Below are 17490 nucleotides of genomic sequence, written 5' to 3'. Positions count from 1 at the left end.
GTGCTTTTCAGCGGGAAAACGCACGCCCATGAAAAACGCCCCGGACCTTGCGGTGCGGGGCGTTCGGGTCAAACCATTCGCGCTCAGTGGATGTAGGTCATCAGCACTTCGGCAGGGCTGCGGGTATCCAGCGACATCATCACGCTCAGGGCGGTGATGGTGAAGATGGAGAAGGCGAACACCTTGCGCGCCCACAGGCGATCATCGACCGCCTTGTTGCCGCGCCAGGCCATGTACAGCCAGTACAGGCCCATGCTCGCCGCGACGGCCAGGTAGCCCACACCCGCGTAACCGGCAAAGGTGAGCATCAGGGTAGCGACGATGAAGGCGACGATGTACCAGATGATCTGCTTCTTCGCAGCCTGCACGCCACGGGCGACAGGCAGTACCGGAATCGAGGCGGCGCGGTAGTCGTTGAAGCGGAAGATCGCAATCGCATAGGAGTGCGGCATCTGCCACAGGCTGAACATCACCAGCAGGGTCAGCGCAGCCAGGTCGAAGGTACCGCTCACGGCGCAGTAGCCGATCACCGGAGGCATGGCACCGGACAGGCTGCCAACCAGGGTGCCGTGCACCGATTTGCGCTTCAGGTACAGGCTGTACAGACCCACGTAGATCACGAAGCCGATCAGGCCGAACAAGGCCGCCAGGGCGTTGGCCTTGAAGTACAGCAGGCCGAAGCCACCCAGGCCAAGCAGGGTGGCATAGGCCAGCGCGACGTTCGGCGAGATCAGGCCCTGGACCATCGCACGGTTCTTGGTGCGTTCCATCTTGATGTCGATGTCACGGTCGATCCAGTTGTTGAAGACACAACCGGATGCGACTACCAGCGAGGTACCAATCACCGTGGCGAGGAACAGCATGAAGTCGACATGCCCTTGAGCAGCGAGGAAGAATCCGCCCGCTACCGACAACACGTTGCCGAAGATGATTCCCGGCTTGGTGATCTGGATAAAGTGCTTCAGGGACATGCCGTATTACCTCACTTCGCCATCATGCTGGTGTGGATGCTGAACATGATCCACAGCGACAGGCCAACCAGCAGTGCAATGACCAGGCCTGTGAACAGGAACGAGGTCACGTTGGAACGTGCTGCTTTCGAGCTGTCCAGGTGCAGGAAGTAGTACAGGTGCACCACGATCTGGATCACTGCGAAGGCAACGATGATCAGCAGGGTCATGTCCTTCGGCAGGGTCGGGTACATCACCAGGCCGAACGGAATGATGGTCAGGATCACCGACAGGATGAAGCCGATGGCGTACGACTTGACGCTGCCGTGGTTGGCTTCGTCGTGGCCGTGGCTGTTGTGTGCGTTAGCCATTTACAGAACTCCCATCAGGTACACGACGGTGAACACGCAGATCCAGACCACGTCCAGGAAGTGCCAGAACAGGCTCAGGCAGCTCATGCGGGTCTTGCTGGTGTTGGTGATGCCGTGCTTGTTGATCTGATACATCAGGATCGCCATCCAGATCAGACCCGCGGTCACGTGCAGACCGTGGGTACCGACCAGGGCGAAGAAGCCCGACAGGAAGCCGCTGCGGCTAGGGCCGAAGCCTTCGCTGATCAGCAGGTGGAACTCGTTGACTTCCATGCCGATGAAGCCGGCACCGAGCAGCCAGGTAACGGCCAGCCAGCCCAGTACGCCGGCCTTGTTGCCTTTGTACATCTGCAGCATGGCGAAACCGAAGGTGATACTGGAGAACAGCAGCAGCGCGGTTTCGCCCAGTACGTAGTTCAGCTCGAAGATGTCATGACCCGACGGGCCGCCGGCGAAGTTGCCGGACAGCACCGCGTAGGTGGCGAAGATCGACGCAAACAGGATGCAGTCGGTCATCAGGTACAGCCAGAAACCGAAGACGGTCATCTGGCTCGAGTCGTGGTGGTGATCGTCATGCCCATGGTCGTGACCATGAGCATCTGCGTTGATTACATGACTGGACATTGATTAAACCCGCTCAAACGATTCGACACGTGCACCGGCAGGCGCACCCGTGGCCAGGCCCAGGGCTTTCATGCGCTCACCTTCGATGCGCGCCACTTCCTCGGCCGGAACCATGTAGCCCTGGTCGTCACGGGCAGCGTGGCGAACGAAGACTGCAACGGTGGCGAACAGGCTGACGCCAACCAGCCACCAGATGTGCCAGATGAAGGCGAAACCGAAGATGGTCAGGAACAGGCCCATGAACACACCGGTAGAGGTGTTGTTCGGCATGTGGATCGCTTCGTACTTGGCCGGAACCTTGTACGCAACGCCTGCTTCCTTGGCTTCCTGCCAGGCGTCCAGGCCCACTTTCTCAGGCATGGTGGCGAAGTTGTAGAACGCAGGTGGCGACGAAGTCGACCATTCCAGGGTACGGCCGCCCCATGGGTCGCCAGTGACGTCCATGTTGTCCTTGCGGTCGCGGATCGAGACGTACAGCTGGATCAGCTGGCAAGCGATACCGAACAGGATCAGCACGGCGCCGACGACGGCAACGTACAGGTACGGTTCCCAGGCCGGGTTGTCCGAGTGGTTCAGACGACGGGTCATACCCATGAAGCCCAGTGCGTACAGCGGCATGAAGGCCACGTAGAAACCGGAGATCCAGAACCAGAAGGCAGCTTTGCCCCACTTCTCGTTCAGGGTGAAACCGAAGGCTTTCGGGAACCAGAAGGCGAAGCCTGCCACGTAGCCGAATACCGCACCGCCGATGATCACGTTGTGGAAGTGGGCGATCACGAACAGGCTGTTGTGCAGAACGAAGTCAGCACCTGGAACAGCCAGCAGAACGCCGGTCATGCCACCGATCGAGAAGGTAACCATGAAGCCCAGGGTCCAGAGTACTGGCGCGGTGAAGCGCAGACGGCCCTGATAGATCGTGAACAGCCAGTTGAACAGTTTTACGCCGGTCGGGATCGAAATCAGCATCGTCGCCAGACCGAAGAAGGTGTTGACGCTGGCGCCAGAACCCATGGTGAAGAAGTGGTGCAGCCATACCGCAAAGCCCAGTACCGCGATCGCGCCCGATGCGTAGATCATCGAGTGGTGACCGAACAGGCGCTTGCCGGTGAAGGTCGAGGTGACTTCCGAGAACACGCCGAAGGCCGGCAGGATCAGGATGTAAACCTCAGGGTGACCCCAGGCCCAGAACAGGTTGACGTACATCATCGGGTTCCCACCAAGCTCGTTGGTGAAGATGTGGAAGTCCAGATAACGGTCAACAGTCAGCAGAGCCAGTGCAGCAGTCAGGATCGGGAACGAAGCGACGATCAGGACGTTGGCCCAGGTGCAGGTCCAGGTGAAGATCGGCATGTCCATCAGTTTCATGCCAGGGGCGCGCATTTTCAGCACGGTCACCAGGAAGTTCACACCGGTCAGCGTTGTACCCAGGCCGGACAGCTGTAGCGCCCAGATGTAGTAGTCAACCCCGACACCAGGGCTGTACTGGATACCCGACAGCGGCGGATACGCAACCCAGCCGGTCTTGGCGAATTCGCCGACGCCCAGGGAGATGTTGACCAGCGCAACGCCGGACACCAGCAGCCAGAAGCTCAGGGAGTTCAGGAACGGGAAGGCAACGTCACGGGCGCCGATCTGAAGCGGCAGCGCCAGGTTCATTAGGCCGGTGAAGAATGGCATCGCCATGAAGATGATCATGATCACACCGTGGGCGGTGAAGATCTGGTCATAGTGTTCAGGCGGCAGGTAGCCCTCGGCACCGCCGGTGGCGGCCGCGAGCTGGGTACGCATCATGATGGCGTCGGCGAAGCCACGGATCAGCATGAGCATGGCGACGATGATGTACATCACGCCGATTTTCTTGTGGTCAACCGAAGTCAGCCACTCGGACCAGAGGTAGGTCCACTTCTTGAAATAGGTGATTGCCGCGAACAACGCGATACCGCCGAGCGCGATCATGGCGAGGGTCACCATGACGATCGGCTCGTGATACGGGATCGCGTCCAGACTTAATTTACCGAACATCTCTTACTCCTCTGCCCCGGCAGCTGAATGCATACTCACGTCCATCCCTTCGGTACCGGTAGTGACCGCTGCTTCTTTGTGCTCGGCCTTCTCGTGTACCACCGGCTTGCCGCGGTTCATGCCTTCGTACTTGTCGACGATGGACTGGAACTGGTCGGCCGGCGCCACGCTGTACAGCGCGACTGGATTGTTTTCGCTCGGTTTGGCCAAGGCCTCGTATTCAGCTTTGTCCAGCTGCTTAGGCGATTGCTTGACTTCGTTCACCCACGCCTCGAAATCGGCCTGGGAGGTGGCGACTGCCTTGAACTTCATACCGGTGAAGCCGGCACCGCTGTAGTTCGCGGAGATACCGTCGAACTCGCCGTTCTCGTTGGCGATCAGGTGCAGCTTGGTGGTCATGCCGGCCATCGCGTAGATCTGGCCGCCCAGCGCAGGGATGAAGAACGAGTTCATCACGGCGTCGGAGGTCACGCGGAAGTTGACCGGGGTGTTGGCCGGGAAGACGATCTTGTTGACGGTGGCGATGCCTTGTTCCGGGTAGATGAACAGCCACTTCCAGTCCAGGGCGACCACGTCGATCTGCACCGGCTTCACGTCGGAAACCAGCGGACGATACGGGTCCAGCTCATGGGTGGTTTTGTAGGTGACGATACCCAGGGCGATGATGATCAGGACCGGGATGGTCCACACGGCCACTTCGATCTTGGTCGAGTGCGACCAGTCCGGGGTGTACTTGGCGGCCTTGTTGGAAGCGCGGTACTTCCAGGCGAACGCCAGCGTCATGCAGATAACGGGAACGACCACCAACAGCATGAGGCCGAAGGCGATCAGGATAAGGTTCCTTTGCTCAATGCCGACCTGACCTTTCGGGTCGAGCAGGGTCCAGTTGCACCCACTGAGTAAAAGCATGCCTAAAAAGGGCAGAATGCCAAACAGTCTGGGGTAACGCTTTTTACTCATCTCACGACCTCTAGATCAGCTTGCTTCAATGCAATTTGTGTTTTGGTCGCCAACACTTCGTCCTGCCTAGTGTCAGCATTTACGGGCGAATAAGGTCATACCTTGAGAAGCGGCGCTGCTCGGCATGAACCAGGGTGGTGCGTGGTTATTGTTCTGACTTCGTGGGCAACAGGCCTGTATCTCAGACCAAGTCCATTTGGTGCGGAAAATCACGGAGAGGAGTCAGCCCTGCATCACCGTGGGCGATGCTCGTCGAAGTCAGCGAAAAAAGCCTCGAAGGCCTTTGTTACTGCGACTTGCAAGCAGTGCCGAACGGAAATTGGGGGCGATTGTAGATAGGTCGCCCCCCCTTGACTATGACTTATTGAGCAACAGTCTTTTACCGATTGTGTAACAATCCAGCCTGATAAATCAGCTTCGCGACAGTTTGTCGCACCCTCTCCAATAGCCTTGGAACGCCCGTTCTACAAGGGTTTACCCTTGATTCAGATCAAGCCGGGTGCACGACTCGTGGGAAACTTCACTCAACAAGAGACTTGCGTCAACACATGACTTTTGTCTAACCCTGGCGGCGGTTGCGCCAGATGCCGAACGGTACCAGAACGGCGGTCAGAATGAACGCGATAAGTGCCCACTGCGCAAGGGAAAGTCCCAATACAGGAGGGTATGGCGTGGAGCAGAAGCCGTCGACCTGGAACACCAGGGGCAGCACCGAGGCCAGCGGAAGTCCGTCGACGATCGGTTGCAGGGTATCGATGCCGCAACTGACCGCCGGGTTGGCAAGAATGTAGACATGGTTGCCGGCGGCGGCGACGCCACCGAGGGCGCTGAGCACCACCAGGCCCTCAAACAGGGTCAGGCTACGCTTGCCGGGCATGGCCGCACCGATGAAGGCGAACAGGGCGATCAGCAGCAGCGCATAACGCTGCAGGATGCACAACGGGCAAGGGGCTTCGCCGAGCACGATCTGCATATAAAGCGCACCGCCGATCAGCGCAATACAGATGACGCCCAACAGGACCAGAAAGCGCCGTTCCCGATTCAGGCGCTGGTTTTGCTCGTTCATTGCCATTCCCTTCACTAGGTAATTCGGACTCAAGGCGGCCTCGCGAAAGCCGCGGGGCGCACAAGATGACGGTGCGCCGGCGGAAAGTCTACAGGCAGACCGCGGATCAAAGGTGAAGTCCGTGTGAAAAGGCAGGCGCAGGAAAGGAGTGAAGAGGAAGGGGATTAAAGCAGGATTAATGTGTTGAACTGCAGGAGCGGCTTCAGCCGCTCCCACAGGGTGGAGGATTACTCCAGCGCCGACGCCGGCCCGAAGAACTCGTAGCGGCTCTGCCCTTGCGGCACACCCAACGCCTCCAGGTGACGCTTCACCGCTGCCATGAACGGCTTCGGTCCGAGGAAGTAGGCATCCAGATCGCGCTCCTGCGGCAGCCAGCGCTCCAGTTGCGCCTGGTCCAGATAACCCAGGGCATCGGCCGGCAGGCTCACGCCGTCATCTTCGTCATAGCAATAGAAGCGCTTGAGCTGCGGGTTGCGCGCCGCCAGCCCGTCGACATGCTCGCGGAACGCATGCACGCCGCCGTTGCGCGCGCAGTGGATGAAGTGGATCTGACGCCCCGAAGCCAGCGCTGCTTCGAGCATCGCCAGGGTCGGCGTAATACCCACGCCACCGCTGATCAGCACCAGCGGCTTGTCGCTGGCAGCCAGGGTGAAATCGCCGGCGGGCGGGAACAGGTTGATGCTGTCGCCGACCTTCAACTGGTCGTGCAGGTAGTTGGACACCTTGCCATCCGCCTCGCGCTTGACGCTGATGCGGTACAGGCGGCCATCACCGAGGGTGGACAGGGAGTAATTGCGGCGCTGCTCGGCGCCGTCGATCACCAACTGCAGGCCGATGTACTGGCCCGGCTCGGCCACCAGCACCGGCTGGCCGTCCACGGGAGCGAAATAGAAGGAAACGACCTCGCGGCTCTCCTCGACCTTCTCCACCAGTGTGAAGGCCCGCGCGCCACGCCAGCCGCCCTTGGCCGTTTCCTTCTGTTGATACAGCCCCTCTTCGGCACCGATCAGGATATCGGCCAGTTGCTGGTAGGCCGCGCCCCAGGCCTTGAGCACTTCGGGGGTGGCGATGTCGCTGCCGAGCACTTCCTCGATGGCGCGCAGCAGGCAGCGACCGACGATCGGGTAATGCTCCGGCAGGATCTGCAAGGCCACATGCTTGTTGACGATCTGGCCGACGAGGCCACCCAGTTGTTCCAACTGGTCGATATGCCGGGCATACATCAGCACGCCGTTGGCCAGCGCACGAGGCTGGTCACCGCTGGCCTGGTGGGCCTGGTTGAACAGCGGGCGCACCTCGGGGTACTCGCTGAGCATCATCTTGTAGAAATGGGTGGTCAGAGTTTCGCCGCCGCTTTCCAGCAGCGGAACGGTGGCCTTGATGATTGCACGGTCTTCGGCGGTAAGCATGGAACGACTCCTGAGCCTTGGGCTTCTGTTAAACACTGCCCAGGACATTTCAGTTTCCGTGCCAATCATAAAACCCAATGAAATCGGGCACTTGAGCGTAAAAGAGTCAAAATGACACAGAACCTGCTAGAGTCATAAAGACCAACAGGAGTCATTATGACCGCAAAATCCCTGCTCACCGCCCTCCTGCCGCTGGTCAGCGACCTGTCCCGCGACCTGCCCGAGCGGGAGCGCTACCGCCGCCTGCTGCAAGCCATGCGCGCCCTGCTGCCCTGCGATGCCGCTGCACTGCTGCGCCTGGACGGCGAGTGGCTGGTGCCGCTGGCGGTGGATGGCCTGAGCCCCGACACCCTCGGGCGGCGTTTTCGGGTCAGCGAACATCCGCGCTTCGCCGCCCTGCTCAGCCGCACCGGCCCGACCCGCTTCGCCAGCGAGAGCGAGCTGCCCGACCCGTACGACGGCCTGGTGGAGGGCCTGCACCAGCAACTGGAAGTCCACGACTGCATGGGCTGCCCGCTGTTCGTCGACGAACAGGCCTGGGGCCTGATCACCCTCGACGCACTGGCGCCGGAGAGCTTTCGCCAGGAAGAACTGGACGCCCTGCAAGCCTTCGCCAGCCTCGCCGCCGCCACGGTCAACGTTGCCCAGCGCATCGAGGGCCTGGCCCTGCGCGCCGAGGTCTATCGCCAGGCCAGCGACCAGCAGCAGAAGGAACTGATCGGCCAGAGCAAGGCCCACAAGCGCCTGATGGAGGAAATACGCCTGGTGGGCGGCAGCGACCTGACGGTGCTGATCACCGGTGAAACCGGGGTCGGCAAGGAGTTGGTGGCCCAGGCCATCCACCAGGCCTCGCCTCGCGCCGACAAGCCGCTGGTCAGCCTCAACTGCGCCGCCCTGCCCGACACCCTGGTGGAAAGCGAGCTGTTCGGCCATGTGCGCGGCGCCTTCACCGGCGCTGTGGGCGAACGACGCGGCAAGTTCGAGCTGGCCAACGGCGGCACGCTGTTCCTCGATGAAGTCGGCGAATTGTCCCTGGTGGTCCAGGCCAAGCTGCTGCGGGTGTTGCAAAGCGGCCAGTTGCAGCGGCTGGGCTCGGACCAGGAACACCGGGTGGACGTGCGCCTGATCGCCGCCACCAACCGCGACCTGGCCGAGGAAGTGCGCGCTGGCCGCTACCGTGCCGACTTCTATCATCGCCTGAGCGTCTATCCGCTACCGGTGCCGGCACTGCGCGAGCGCGGCCGTGATGTGCTGCTGATCAGCGGTTACTTCCTTGAACAGAACCGCTCGCGGCTGGGCCTCAACAGCCTGCGCCTGAGCGCCGAGGCCCAGGCGGCGCTGCTCGCCTACCCGTGGCCGGGCAATGTGCGCGAACTGGAACACCTGATCGGCCGATCGGCGCTCAAGGCCCTCGGGCAGCACCAGGACCGTCCGCGCATCCTCACCCTGGAAGCCGGCGATCTCGACCTGCCCGGCGTTGCCACAGCGCAGGCGCCGGCCGTCGCCCCGGCGGCGATCACCAGCGCCGAAACCGGCGGCGACCTGCGCCAGGCCCTGGACCAGTACCAGCGCCAACTGATCCAGGCCAGCCTGGAGCGTCACCAGCACAACTGGGCCAGCGCCGCCCGCGAGCTGGGGCTGGATCGCGCCAACCTCTCGCGCCTGGCCCGTCGCCTGGGCCTGCGCTGAATCGCGGCCGGGCTAAAGCCCGGGCCGCTCGGGTCGATAACCCGGCACAAGCCTCTGAATTCCATCTGCCACGAAGGTCCTTATGTTCTCGCAAAAAGCCCGCGCGGACTCGCTGTCGCTGCTGCTCTTCACCTTGCGCAGCGGCAAGCTGATGGCGATCAACCTGCTCAAGGTCAGCGAGATCATTCCCTGTCCGCCGCTGACCCGTCTGCCCGAGGCCCATCCCCACGTCAAAGGCGTGGCCACCTTGCGCGGCAACCCGCTGCCGGTGATCGACCTGTCCCGCGCCATCGGCGAACGACCGCTGGCCGACCCGAATGGCGGTTGCCTGATCGTCACCGACATCAGCCGCTCCAAGCAGGGCCTGCACGTCCAGGCGGTGAGCCGCATCGTGCATTGCCTGAGCACCGACATCCGGCCGCCGCCCTATGGTTCCGGCGAAAAGTCCTTCATCACCGGTGTGACCCGCATCGACGACACCCTGGTGCAGGTGCTGGACATCGAGAAAGTCATCCACGGCATTGCCCCGGCGCACCACGAAAACGCCCCGGCGCAGTTGAACAGCGAGGACGCGGCGATCCTGGCGGCGACCAACATACTGGTGGTGGATGACAGCCAGGTTGCGCTGCAGCAGTCGATCTACACCCTGCGCAGCCTGGGCCTGGAATGCCATACCGCGCGCAGTGCCAAGGACGCCATCGCCACCCTGCTGGAACTGCAGGGCACCGACCAGGAGATCAACGTGGTGGTCTCGGACATCGAGATGTCGGAGATGGACGGCTACGCCTTCACTCGCACCCTGCGCGAGACGCCGGACTTCCAGCATCTTTATGTGTTGCTGCACACCTCGCTGGACAGCGCGATGAACAGCGAAAAGGCCAGGGCCGCCGGCGCCAACGCGGTGCTGACCAAGTTTTCCTCGCCGGAGCTGACCGACTGCCTGATCGTCGCGGCGCGGGCGGTGGCGTTCGCCGAACGCTGAGCGCCGCCCAGCCTTGTGGGAGCGGCTTCAGCCGCGATTGGCCGCAAAGCGGCCATAAAACCGGTATTCCCGGCATTCCAGAAGAATCACAGATTCAGGTTCTACGACGGCTGCGCCGCCGATCGCGGCTAAAGCCGCTCCCACTGGATCGCCGCAGATCTGCCGCTCCGGGTTCAAACATTCCACCTGGCACTCGGGCATAATCCAGCCCTTCACCCCCGCGAGGAGCCATTTCCCATGAAAGCGCAGATCCTCACGCTCGCCGCCGCCCTGCTGCTGGCCAGCACCGCCCACGCCTCCAGCGACCAGGCTTGGGCCGAGCACGACCGGCAACTGCTGCGTGCCTGCACCAAAGCCAGCCAGTTGAAAGAGGTCCGCGCCCTGGGCAAAAGCGCCGAGTTCGACGACCGCTCCGGTTACTCCGCGCTGCTGCTGCAAGGCCGCTACCCGCAGAAGCACATGAACAACCGCAAGGGCACCGAGCTGTGCCTGTACGACCGGCGCCAGAAGAGCGCCTACGTCACCGAATGGACACCGGGCAAACCGTGAACGACACCCTCCGCTTCAACTGCACCGGCTGTGGAGGCTGCTGCACCGGCCACCACGTTCCCCTGACCCTCGGCGAAGCCCGCCAATGGGTCGACGACGGCGGCCAGGTCATCGTCCTGGTCGAGGCCTTCCATGCCAGCGGCCTGGGCATCCCCAGCGGGCAGCACGAGCATGTGCGCCGCCGCGCCTGCGCAGTGCCCTGCGGCGACACCGAAATCCACGTCGCCATCACCTTCGCGGCGTTCAACCCGGGCCCGTGCCGCAACCTCGACGCCGAGTTGCGCTGCCTGATCTACGAACGTCGGCCACTGGTGTGCCGCATCTATCCGATGGAGATCAATCCGCACATCCCGTTGCGTCCCGAAGCCAAGGACTGCCCGCCGGAAGCCTGGGGCAACGGCGAAGCGCTGATCCTTCGCGATCGCGTGGTCGATCCGCACCTGCTGGAACTGATCGAACGCTCGCGCCAGGCCGACCGCGAGGACATCCGCAACAAGGCGCTGATCTGCCAGCGCCTGGGCATCGACACCAGCGCCCTCAAGGGCAACGGTTTCACTGCCTACCTGCCGGACACCAACGCTCTGCGCCAGGCCATGATCGACACGGCCAGCGAAACGGACACGGCTCTCGCCGCCTGGACATTGCATGTGGAGGATGGCGACCTGGCCGGAAAACTGGGCTCGGCAGGTGCCAGAGTCACCGGCGTGGGCGCCGGCTACTACAGCTTCATCGGATTCTGAACCGGCGCGCTATTGGCGCCGGCACCAGAACTCTTCGGCAAGACGGCGCAGGTCTTCGGCAAGACCGGCCACGTCGCTGGCGGTGGAGTGACCGCGCTGGCCGGCAGTGACACTCTGCTCGCTGGCCTGGCGAATGCTGATGATGTTGCGGTTGATGTCTTCGCTGACCAGGCTCTGCTGCTCCACCGCCGAGGCGATCTGCAGGCTCATTTCACTGATCTGGTTGACCCGCTGGCTGATGCCGTGCAGCGCCTGGGTGGCATGCTGGGCCTGCTCGACGCTCTGCCCGGCGTGGTCACTGCTCTGCTGCATGGCCACCACCGCGTCGCGGGCGCCGCTCTGCAGCACGCTGATCATGCGCTGGATCTCGCCGGTGGACTGGGCGGTGCGCTGGGCCAGGCCACGAACCTCGTCGGCCACCACCGCAAAACCGCGACCATGATCCCCGGCCCGCGCCGCTTCGATCGCCGCATTCAGGGCCAGCAGGTTGGTCTGCTCGGCGATGCTGTGGATAACCTCCAGCACCCCGGAGATTTCCTCGCTGTGGTTTTCCAGGGTGTGGACAACTTCGGTGGCCTCGGCCAGCACATTGGCCAGTTGCAGGATAGTGCTGCGGCTCTGGTCCACCAACTGATGGCCGATCTGGGTTTCATCCTCCGCCTGGTCCGCCGCACGTGATGCCTGCTGGGCGCTGTCGGCCACCTCGGCGACCCGCGCCGCCATGCGGTTGATCGCATCGGCTACCTGATCGGCATCGCCCTGCTGCCCTACCGTGGTGGTATGGCTGTGCTGCAGGTGACTGGCCAGGTCGGCGGTGTGCCCGGCCAGGCGCTTGGACGTGTCGCCGATACGTCCCACCACCGCGCCCATCTGCGCTTCGAGCATCTGCAGGGCGAACTCGATCTGCCCCACTTCATCGCGGCGACCGGTGTAGAGCTGCTGGCTCAGCGGATTGTCGGCCACCTCGCGGGCACGGTGATGCAGGCGCTGCAGCGGGCTCAGGGTACGGGCGATCAGCAGCGCGCCAAGCCCGAGCACCACCACCCACTCCACCACGCCCTGATAGGGAAACGCCGGCACCAGCAGGCGACTGCCGCCCAGCACCAGCGCCAACACGCCACCGAGGCCGAGGGTCAGGCGCTGGGCCAGGCTCAGTACCGGCAGGCGGTCGCGCCAGGTCAGCTCGCCGTTGCGCAGCTTCGCGTAATGCCGCTCGGCGGCGGCGACCTGGGCGCGGGTCGGCTTGGTGCGCACTGATTGGTATTCCACCGTCTCGCCATGGCTGGTGATCGGTGAAACGAAGGCACTGACCCAATAGTGATCGCCGTTCTTGCAGCGGTTCTTCACCAGCCCCATCCACGAGCGGCCTTTCTTCAGGGTCTGCCACATATGCTCGAACGCCGCAGGCGGCATGTCCGGGTGACGGACAATATGGTGGGCGCTGCCCAGCAGTTCTTCGCGGGAAAAACCGCTGATCTTTATGAACTCATCGTTGGCGTAGGTTATGGCGCTGGTGAGATCAGTAGTGGAAAGAATGTTAGCGTCACCACGGTAATCCACATTGCGACCGGTCACAGGCAGATTGCTCTTCATCGAGAGGCGCTCGTCGTTCGGATGGAGGGGGTTATAAAGCAGGGCGGGAATACTACGGGCGACCCCTTGCGCCGGCCTTGACCCAGGACAGCATTAAGGCCAATTGCCAGCACCGGTGGTCGGCACTACCTTGTGCTTGCTGACAGCCGTGACAGCTAGCCGTCACGCTGCTGACCGGTGCTGTTCTATATAAGAGTAAAAACCCTCTCTCCCCTCTGTTCCGGCACCTCTGACGCATGCGAATTTCCAGCCCCCGAACGCTGCTTGTCCTGCTTGCCATTCTTCTGCTCGCGGCGGCCGCCTGGTTCGTTGCCGAGCGCCCGCGCGCCGCCAGGCCGAGCCAGCCCAGCGCCGTGCCGGTCAGCGTGATCGAGGTCAAGCGCGAGGACGTGCCGCGCCTGCTCAGTGCCATCGGCACCGTGCAGTCGCTGCACAGCGTGGTGATCCGCCCGCAGGTGGAAGGGGTGCTGACCCGCATTGCCGTGCAGGAAGGCCAGTCGGTGCAGAAAGGCGATCTGCTGGCGACCCTCGATGACCGCGCCATCCGCGCCAGCCTCGACCAGGCCCGTGCCCAGCTCAAGCAGAGCCAGGCGCAACTGCAGGTGGCCCAGGTCGATCTCAAGCGCTACCGCTTGCTCAGCGAAGACAACGGCATCTCGCGCCAGACCCTCGACCAGCAACAGGCGCTGGTCAACCAGTTGCAGGCCACCCAGCTCGGCAACCAGGCCAGCATCACCGCCGCCGAAGTGCAGTTGTCGTACACCAGGATCTATTCGCCGGTCAGCGGCCGGGTCGGCATCCGCAACGTCGACGAAGGCAACCTGGTGCGCACCACTGATACCCAGGGTCTGTTCAGCGTCACCCGACTGGACCCCATCAACATCGAATTCTCGGTGCCGCAGCAATGGCTGCCGACCCTGCAGCAACTGGTGGCCAGCAGCGAACCCGCCCCAATCAAGGCCTACCTCGAAGGGGACGGCGACAGCGGCGGCACCCTGCTCGGCGAAGGACGGCTGAGCCTGATCGACAACCAGATCGCCGCCGGCACCGGTACCCTGCGGGCCAAAGCCACCTTCAACAACCCGGACGCCCGCCTGTGGCCGGGACAACTGGTCAGCCTGCGGGTGCAGACCGGGGTCGAGCGCAATGCACTGGTGGTGCCGCCGGGCGTGGTGCGCCAGGGTGTCGACCGGCATTTCGTCTACCGTATTGACGGCGACAAAGCCGAGGCGGTGCCGGTCAAGGTGCTCTATCAGGACAGCCGCCTCAACGTGATCAGCGGCGTGCAGGACAACGACCGCCTGGTTGCCGACGGCCAGTCGCGGCTCAAGCCCGGCGCGAAGGTGGAAATCCTCGAGGCCGCACCGCCACCGGCTGAAGACGTGGCCCGCGCCGACACGAGCGTGCAGCCATGAACGCGGCCCTGCCCGATGGCCGTCGCGGCCTGTTCGGCTGGTGCATCGACCGGCCCATCGCCACCCTGCTGCTGACCTTCGCCCTGGTCCTGCTCGGCGTGGTGGCCTTCCCGCGGCTGCCGGTGGCGCCCCTGCCCGAGGCAGACTTTCCGACCATCCAGGTCACCGCCACCCTGCCCGGCGCCAGCCCCGAGACCATGGCCTCGTCGGTGGCGACACCGCTGGAGGTGCAGTTCAGCGCCATCCCCGGCATGACCCAGATGACCTCCAGCAGCGCCCTGGGCTCCACCACCCTGATCCTGCAGTTCACCCTCGACAAGAACATCGACACCGCCGCCCAGGAAGTCCAGGCGGCGATCAATACCGCCTCCGCCCGACTGCCCCAGGACATGCCCAGCCCGCCCACCTGGCGCAAGGTCAATCCGGCCGACAGCCCGGTGCTGATCCTCACCCTCAGCTCCGACCAGATGCCCGCCAACGAGCTGAGCGACTACGCCGAAACCCTGCTGGCCCGGCAAGTCAGCCAGATCGACGGCGTCGGCCTGGTCAATATCACCGGCCAGCAACGCCCGGCGATCCGCGTCCAGGCGCAGCCGGAAAAGCTCGCCGCCATCGGCCTGACCCTCGCCGACCTGCGCCTGGCGATCCAGCAGACCAGCCTCAACCTGGCCAAGGGTGCACTGTACGGCGACAACAGCGTCTCGACCCTGGCCACCAACGACCAGTTGTTCCACCCAGAGCAGTACGCGCAACTGATCGTCTCCTACCGCGACGGCGCGCCGGTACAGCTCAAGGACGTGGCCAAGGTCATCAGCGGCTCCGAGAACGCCTACGTCAAGGCCTGGTCGGGCGACCAGCAGGGCCTCAACCTGGTGATCTTCCGCCAGCCAGGCGCGAACATCGTCGACACGGTGGACCGGGTCATCGACGCCCTGCCGCAGCTCGAAGAAATGCTTCCGGCCACGGTCAACGTCTCGATCCTGCAGGACCGCACCCAGACCATCCGCGCCTCGCTGCACGAAGTGGAACTGACCCTGGGCATCGCCGTGCTGCTGGTGATCGCGGTGATGGCGCTGTTCCTGCGGCAGTGGTCGGCGACCCTGATCGTCTCGTCGGTGCTGGCGGTATCGCTGGTGGCGAGCTTCGCCATGATGTACGTGTTCGGTTTCAGCCTGAACAACCTGACCTTGGTGGCCATCGTCATCGCCGTGGGCTTCGTGGTGGACGACGCCATCGTTGTGGTGGAGAACATCCACCGCCATCTGGAAGCCGGCGACAGCCGCGTCGAGGCGGCGCTCAAGGGCGCCCGGGAGATCGGCTTCACCGTGGTGTCCATCAGCTTCTCGCTGGTGGCAGCGTTCATTCCGCTGCTGTTCATGGGCGGCGTGGTGGGCCGGCTGTTCAAGGAGTTCGCCCTGACCGCCACCAGCACCATCCTGATTTCCGTGCTGGTGTCGCTGACCCTCGCGCCAACCCTGTGCGCGCTGTTCATGAATGCCCCGGCCCATGACGCTGACAAAAAGCCCGGCTTCGGCGAGCGCCTGCTGGCGGGGTACGAGCGGGTGCTGGACAAGGCCCTGGCGCACCAACGGCTGATGCTCGGCCTCTTCGGCCTCAGCCTGGCGCTGGCGGTGGCCGGCTACGTCGCCATTCCCAAGGGCTTCTTCCCGGTTCAGGACACCGGTTTCGTGCTCGGCACCACCGAGGCGGCCGCCGATGTGTCCTACCCGGACATGGTCGCCAAGCACCAGGCCCTGGCCGAGATCGTCGGCGCGGATCCTGCGGTGCGCGCCTTCTCCCATGCCGTGGGCGTCACCGGCAGCAACCAGACCATCGCCAACGGGCGTTTCTGGATCTCCCTCAAGGACCGCGGCGATCGCGATGTCTCGGCCAGCGAGTTCATCGACCGCCTGCGGCCGAAACTGGCCAAGGTGCCGGGCATCGTCCTGTACCTGCGCGCCGGCCAGGACATCAACCTCAGCGCCGGCCCCAGCCGCAGCCAGTACCAGTATGTGATGAAGAGCAACGACGGCCCGGCGCTGAACCTGTGGGCCGAACGCCTGACCGAAAAACTCAAGGCCAACCCGGCGTTCCGCGACCTGTCCAACGACCTGCAACTGGGCGCCAGCGTCACCCGCATCGATATCGACCGCCGTGCCGCAGCCCGCTTCGGCCTGACCACCACCGATGTCGACCAGGCGCTGTACGACGCCTTCGGCCAGCGGCAGATCAGCGAATTCCAGACCGAGACCAACCAGTACAAGGTGATCCTCGAACTGGACGCCCGCCAGCGCGGCCGCGCCGAGAGCCTGAACTCGTTCTACCTGCGCTCGCCACTGACCAACGACATGGTGCCGCTGGCCGCCGTGGCCAAGGTCGCGCCGCCGAGCACCGGCCCGCTGTCCATCGCCCACGACGGCCTGTTCCCGGCCGCCAACCTGTCGTTCAACCTGGCGCCGGGCGTGGCCCTGGGCGACGCGGTGGCGATCCTCGAGCGGACCCAGCGCGAGCTGGGCATGCCGGCGTCCATCACCGGCTCGTTCCAGGGTGCGGCGCAGGCCTTCCAGAGTTCGCTGTCGAGCCAGCCGTGGCTGATCCTTGCCGCACTGGTGGCGGTGTACATCATCCTCGGCGTGCTCTACGAGAGCTTCGTCCATCCGCTGACCATCATTTCCACCCTGCCGCCCGCCGGGCTCGGCGCCCTGGCACTGCTGTGGCTGATGGGCCAGGACTTCACCATCATGGGCCTGATCGGCGTGGTGCTGCTGATCGGCATCGTCAAGAAGAACGGCATCCTGCTCATCGACTTCGCCCTCGATGCCCAGCGCACCCGTGGACTGAGCCCGGAAGCGGCGATCCGCGAAGCCTGCCTGACGCGCTTCCGGCCGATCATCATGACCACCCTCGCCGCCCTGCTCGGCGCCGTGCCGCTGATGCTCGGCGCCGGGGCCGGGGCCGAGATGCGCCAGCCACTAGGGATCGCCGTGGTCGGCGGGTTGCTGGTCAGCCAGGCGCTGACACTGTTTACCACCCCGGTCATATACTTGGCCCTGGAGCGTCTGTTCCACCGACGCCAGCGCGCTGCCGAAGCGCCCCGGCCCATCGTTCACTGAGAGCCGA

Annotated in this window: 14 protein-coding genes and 1 pseudogene; 6 read left to right on the top strand and 9 right to left on the bottom strand. The window is 63.8% G+C overall.

Going from position 1 to position 17490, the window contains the following annotated elements; translation table 11 throughout:
• Positions 1–83 precede the first annotated feature (83 nt).
• The 7 genes from cyoE to hmpA all read right to left on the bottom strand — a co-directional run bounded on the left by cyoE (position 84) and on the right by hmpA (position 7402).
• Positions 84–971, bottom strand: a complete 888-nt coding sequence (gene cyoE / locus AC05QJ_RS06120) for a heme o synthase (protein ID WP_476746070.1) — start codon at positions 969–971, stop codon at positions 84–86.
• Positions 972–982: 11 nt separating this feature from the next.
• Positions 983–1321 (bottom strand): cytochrome o ubiquinol oxidase subunit IV, encoded by a 339-nt coding sequence (gene cyoD, locus AC05QJ_RS06115; RefSeq protein ID WP_476746069.1) that lies wholly within the window; start codon positions 1319–1321, stop codon positions 983–985.
• Positions 1322–1945 carry a cytochrome o ubiquinol oxidase subunit III gene (cyoC, locus tag AC05QJ_RS06110; protein ID WP_476746068.1) on the bottom strand — a complete coding sequence of 208 codons (624 nt, stop codon included), beginning with the start codon at positions 1943–1945 and terminating at the stop codon, positions 1322–1324.
• A gap of 3 nt (positions 1946–1948) precedes the next feature.
• Complete coding sequence (cyoB, locus tag AC05QJ_RS06105) at positions 1949–3967, bottom strand: cytochrome o ubiquinol oxidase subunit I (RefSeq protein WP_476746067.1); 2019 nt, start codon at positions 3965–3967, stop codon at positions 1949–1951.
• 3 nt (positions 3968–3970) lie between these two features.
• A complete protein-coding gene (gene cyoA, locus AC05QJ_RS06100) occupies positions 3971–4927 on the bottom strand; it encodes a ubiquinol oxidase subunit II (RefSeq protein ID WP_476746066.1) in 957 nt (318 codons plus the stop codon).
• Between the two features lie 559 nt (positions 4928–5486).
• On the bottom strand, positions 5487–5993 hold the full coding sequence (locus tag AC05QJ_RS06095; RefSeq protein WP_476746065.1) for a disulfide bond formation protein B: 507 nt from the start codon (positions 5991–5993) through the stop codon (positions 5487–5489).
• A 227-nt stretch (positions 5994–6220) separates the two neighbouring features.
• On the bottom strand, positions 6221–7402 hold the full coding sequence (hmpA, locus tag AC05QJ_RS06090) for an NO-inducible flavohemoprotein (RefSeq protein ID WP_476746064.1): 1182 nt from the start codon (positions 7400–7402) through the stop codon (positions 6221–6223).
• A gap of 156 nt (positions 7403–7558) precedes the next feature.
• On the opposite strand from hmpA, the gene norR reads away from it, so the two are divergent.
• The 4 genes from norR (at position 7559) to AC05QJ_RS06070 (ending at position 11362) form a co-directional block, all read left to right on the top strand.
• Complete coding sequence (norR, locus tag AC05QJ_RS06085; RefSeq protein ID WP_476746063.1) at positions 7559–9091, top strand: nitric oxide reductase transcriptional regulator NorR; 1533 nt, start codon at positions 7559–7561, stop codon at positions 9089–9091.
• 82 nt (positions 9092–9173) lie between these two features.
• Entirely contained in the window at positions 9174–10073 is a 900-nt protein-coding gene (locus AC05QJ_RS06080) for a chemotaxis protein (RefSeq protein ID WP_476746062.1), read from the top strand.
• 237 nt (positions 10074–10310) lie between these two features.
• Positions 10311–10622 (top strand): hypothetical protein, encoded by a 312-nt coding sequence (locus AC05QJ_RS06075; RefSeq protein ID WP_476746061.1) that lies wholly within the window; start codon positions 10311–10313, stop codon positions 10620–10622.
• Positions 10619–11362, top strand: a complete 744-nt coding sequence (locus tag AC05QJ_RS06070; protein WP_476746060.1) for a YkgJ family cysteine cluster protein — start codon at positions 10619–10621, stop codon at positions 11360–11362. Before AC05QJ_RS06075 ends, AC05QJ_RS06070 begins: the two co-directional genes overlap by 4 nt.
• Before the next feature lie 9 nt (positions 11363–11371).
• Here AC05QJ_RS06070 and AC05QJ_RS06065 read toward each other — a convergent pair whose 3' ends face one another.
• Both AC05QJ_RS06065 and AC05QJ_RS06060 read right to left on the bottom strand, forming a co-directional pair.
• Positions 11372–12400, bottom strand: coding sequence for a methyl-accepting chemotaxis protein (locus AC05QJ_RS06065; RefSeq protein ID WP_476747880.1), 1029 nt, complete (start codon positions 12398–12400; stop codon positions 11372–11374).
• Positions 12401–12673: 273 nt separating this feature from the next.
• Positions 12674–12955, bottom strand: a pseudogene (locus tag AC05QJ_RS06060) (PAS domain-containing protein); the annotation flags it as partial.
• Positions 12956–13191: 236 nt separating this feature from the next.
• Between AC05QJ_RS06060 and AC05QJ_RS06055 the strand changes: the two are divergent.
• Together AC05QJ_RS06055 and AC05QJ_RS06050 are read left to right on the top strand one after the other, a co-directional pair.
• Positions 13192–14370: an efflux RND transporter periplasmic adaptor subunit gene (locus AC05QJ_RS06055; RefSeq protein ID WP_476746059.1), complete on the top strand. Its 1179-nt coding sequence runs from the start codon at positions 13192–13194 to the stop codon at positions 14368–14370.
• Positions 14367–17483, top strand: coding sequence for a multidrug efflux RND transporter permease subunit (locus AC05QJ_RS06050; RefSeq protein ID WP_476746058.1), 3117 nt, complete (start codon positions 14367–14369; stop codon positions 17481–17483). Before AC05QJ_RS06055 ends, AC05QJ_RS06050 begins: the two co-directional genes overlap by 4 nt.
• Positions 17484–17490 lie beyond the last annotated feature (7 nt).

The organism is Pseudomonas sp. TUM25319, from assembly GCF_056388475.1.
This window is presented reverse-complemented; position numbering and strand designations above follow the sequence as displayed.

Bases quoted from the DNA above. Each gene is read 5' to 3' on its own strand.
- cyoE (WP_476746070.1), bottom strand. From the start codon at position 971: ATGTCCCTGAAGCACTTTATCCAGATCACCAAGCCGGGAATCATCTTC.
- cyoD (WP_476746069.1), bottom strand. From the start codon at position 1,321: ATGGCTAACGCACACAACAGCCACGGCCACGACGAAGCCAACCACGGC.
- cyoC (WP_476746068.1), bottom strand. From the start codon at position 1,945: ATGTCCAGTCATGTAATCAACGCAGATGCTCATGGTCACGACCATGGG.
- cyoB (WP_476746067.1), bottom strand. From the start codon at position 3,967: ATGTTCGGTAAATTAAGTCTGGACGCGATCCCGTATCACGAGCCGATC.
- cyoA (WP_476746066.1), bottom strand. From the start codon at position 4,927: ATGAGTAAAAAGCGTTACCCCAGACTGTTTGGCATTCTGCCCTTTTTA.
- AC05QJ_RS06095 (WP_476746065.1), bottom strand. From the start codon at position 5,993: ATGAACGAGCAAAACCAGCGCCTGAATCGGGAACGGCGCTTTCTGGTC.
- hmpA (WP_476746064.1), bottom strand. From the start codon at position 7,402: ATGCTTACCGCCGAAGACCGTGCAATCATCAAGGCCACCGTTCCGCTG.
- norR (WP_476746063.1), top strand. From the start codon at position 7,559: ATGACCGCAAAATCCCTGCTCACCGCCCTCCTGCCGCTGGTCAGCGAC.
- AC05QJ_RS06080 (WP_476746062.1), top strand. From the start codon at position 9,174: ATGTTCTCGCAAAAAGCCCGCGCGGACTCGCTGTCGCTGCTGCTCTTC.
- AC05QJ_RS06075 (WP_476746061.1), top strand. From the start codon at position 10,311: ATGAAAGCGCAGATCCTCACGCTCGCCGCCGCCCTGCTGCTGGCCAGC.
- AC05QJ_RS06055 (WP_476746059.1), top strand. From the start codon at position 13,192: ATGCGAATTTCCAGCCCCCGAACGCTGCTTGTCCTGCTTGCCATTCTT.
- AC05QJ_RS06050 (WP_476746058.1), top strand. From the start codon at position 14,367: ATGAACGCGGCCCTGCCCGATGGCCGTCGCGGCCTGTTCGGCTGGTGC.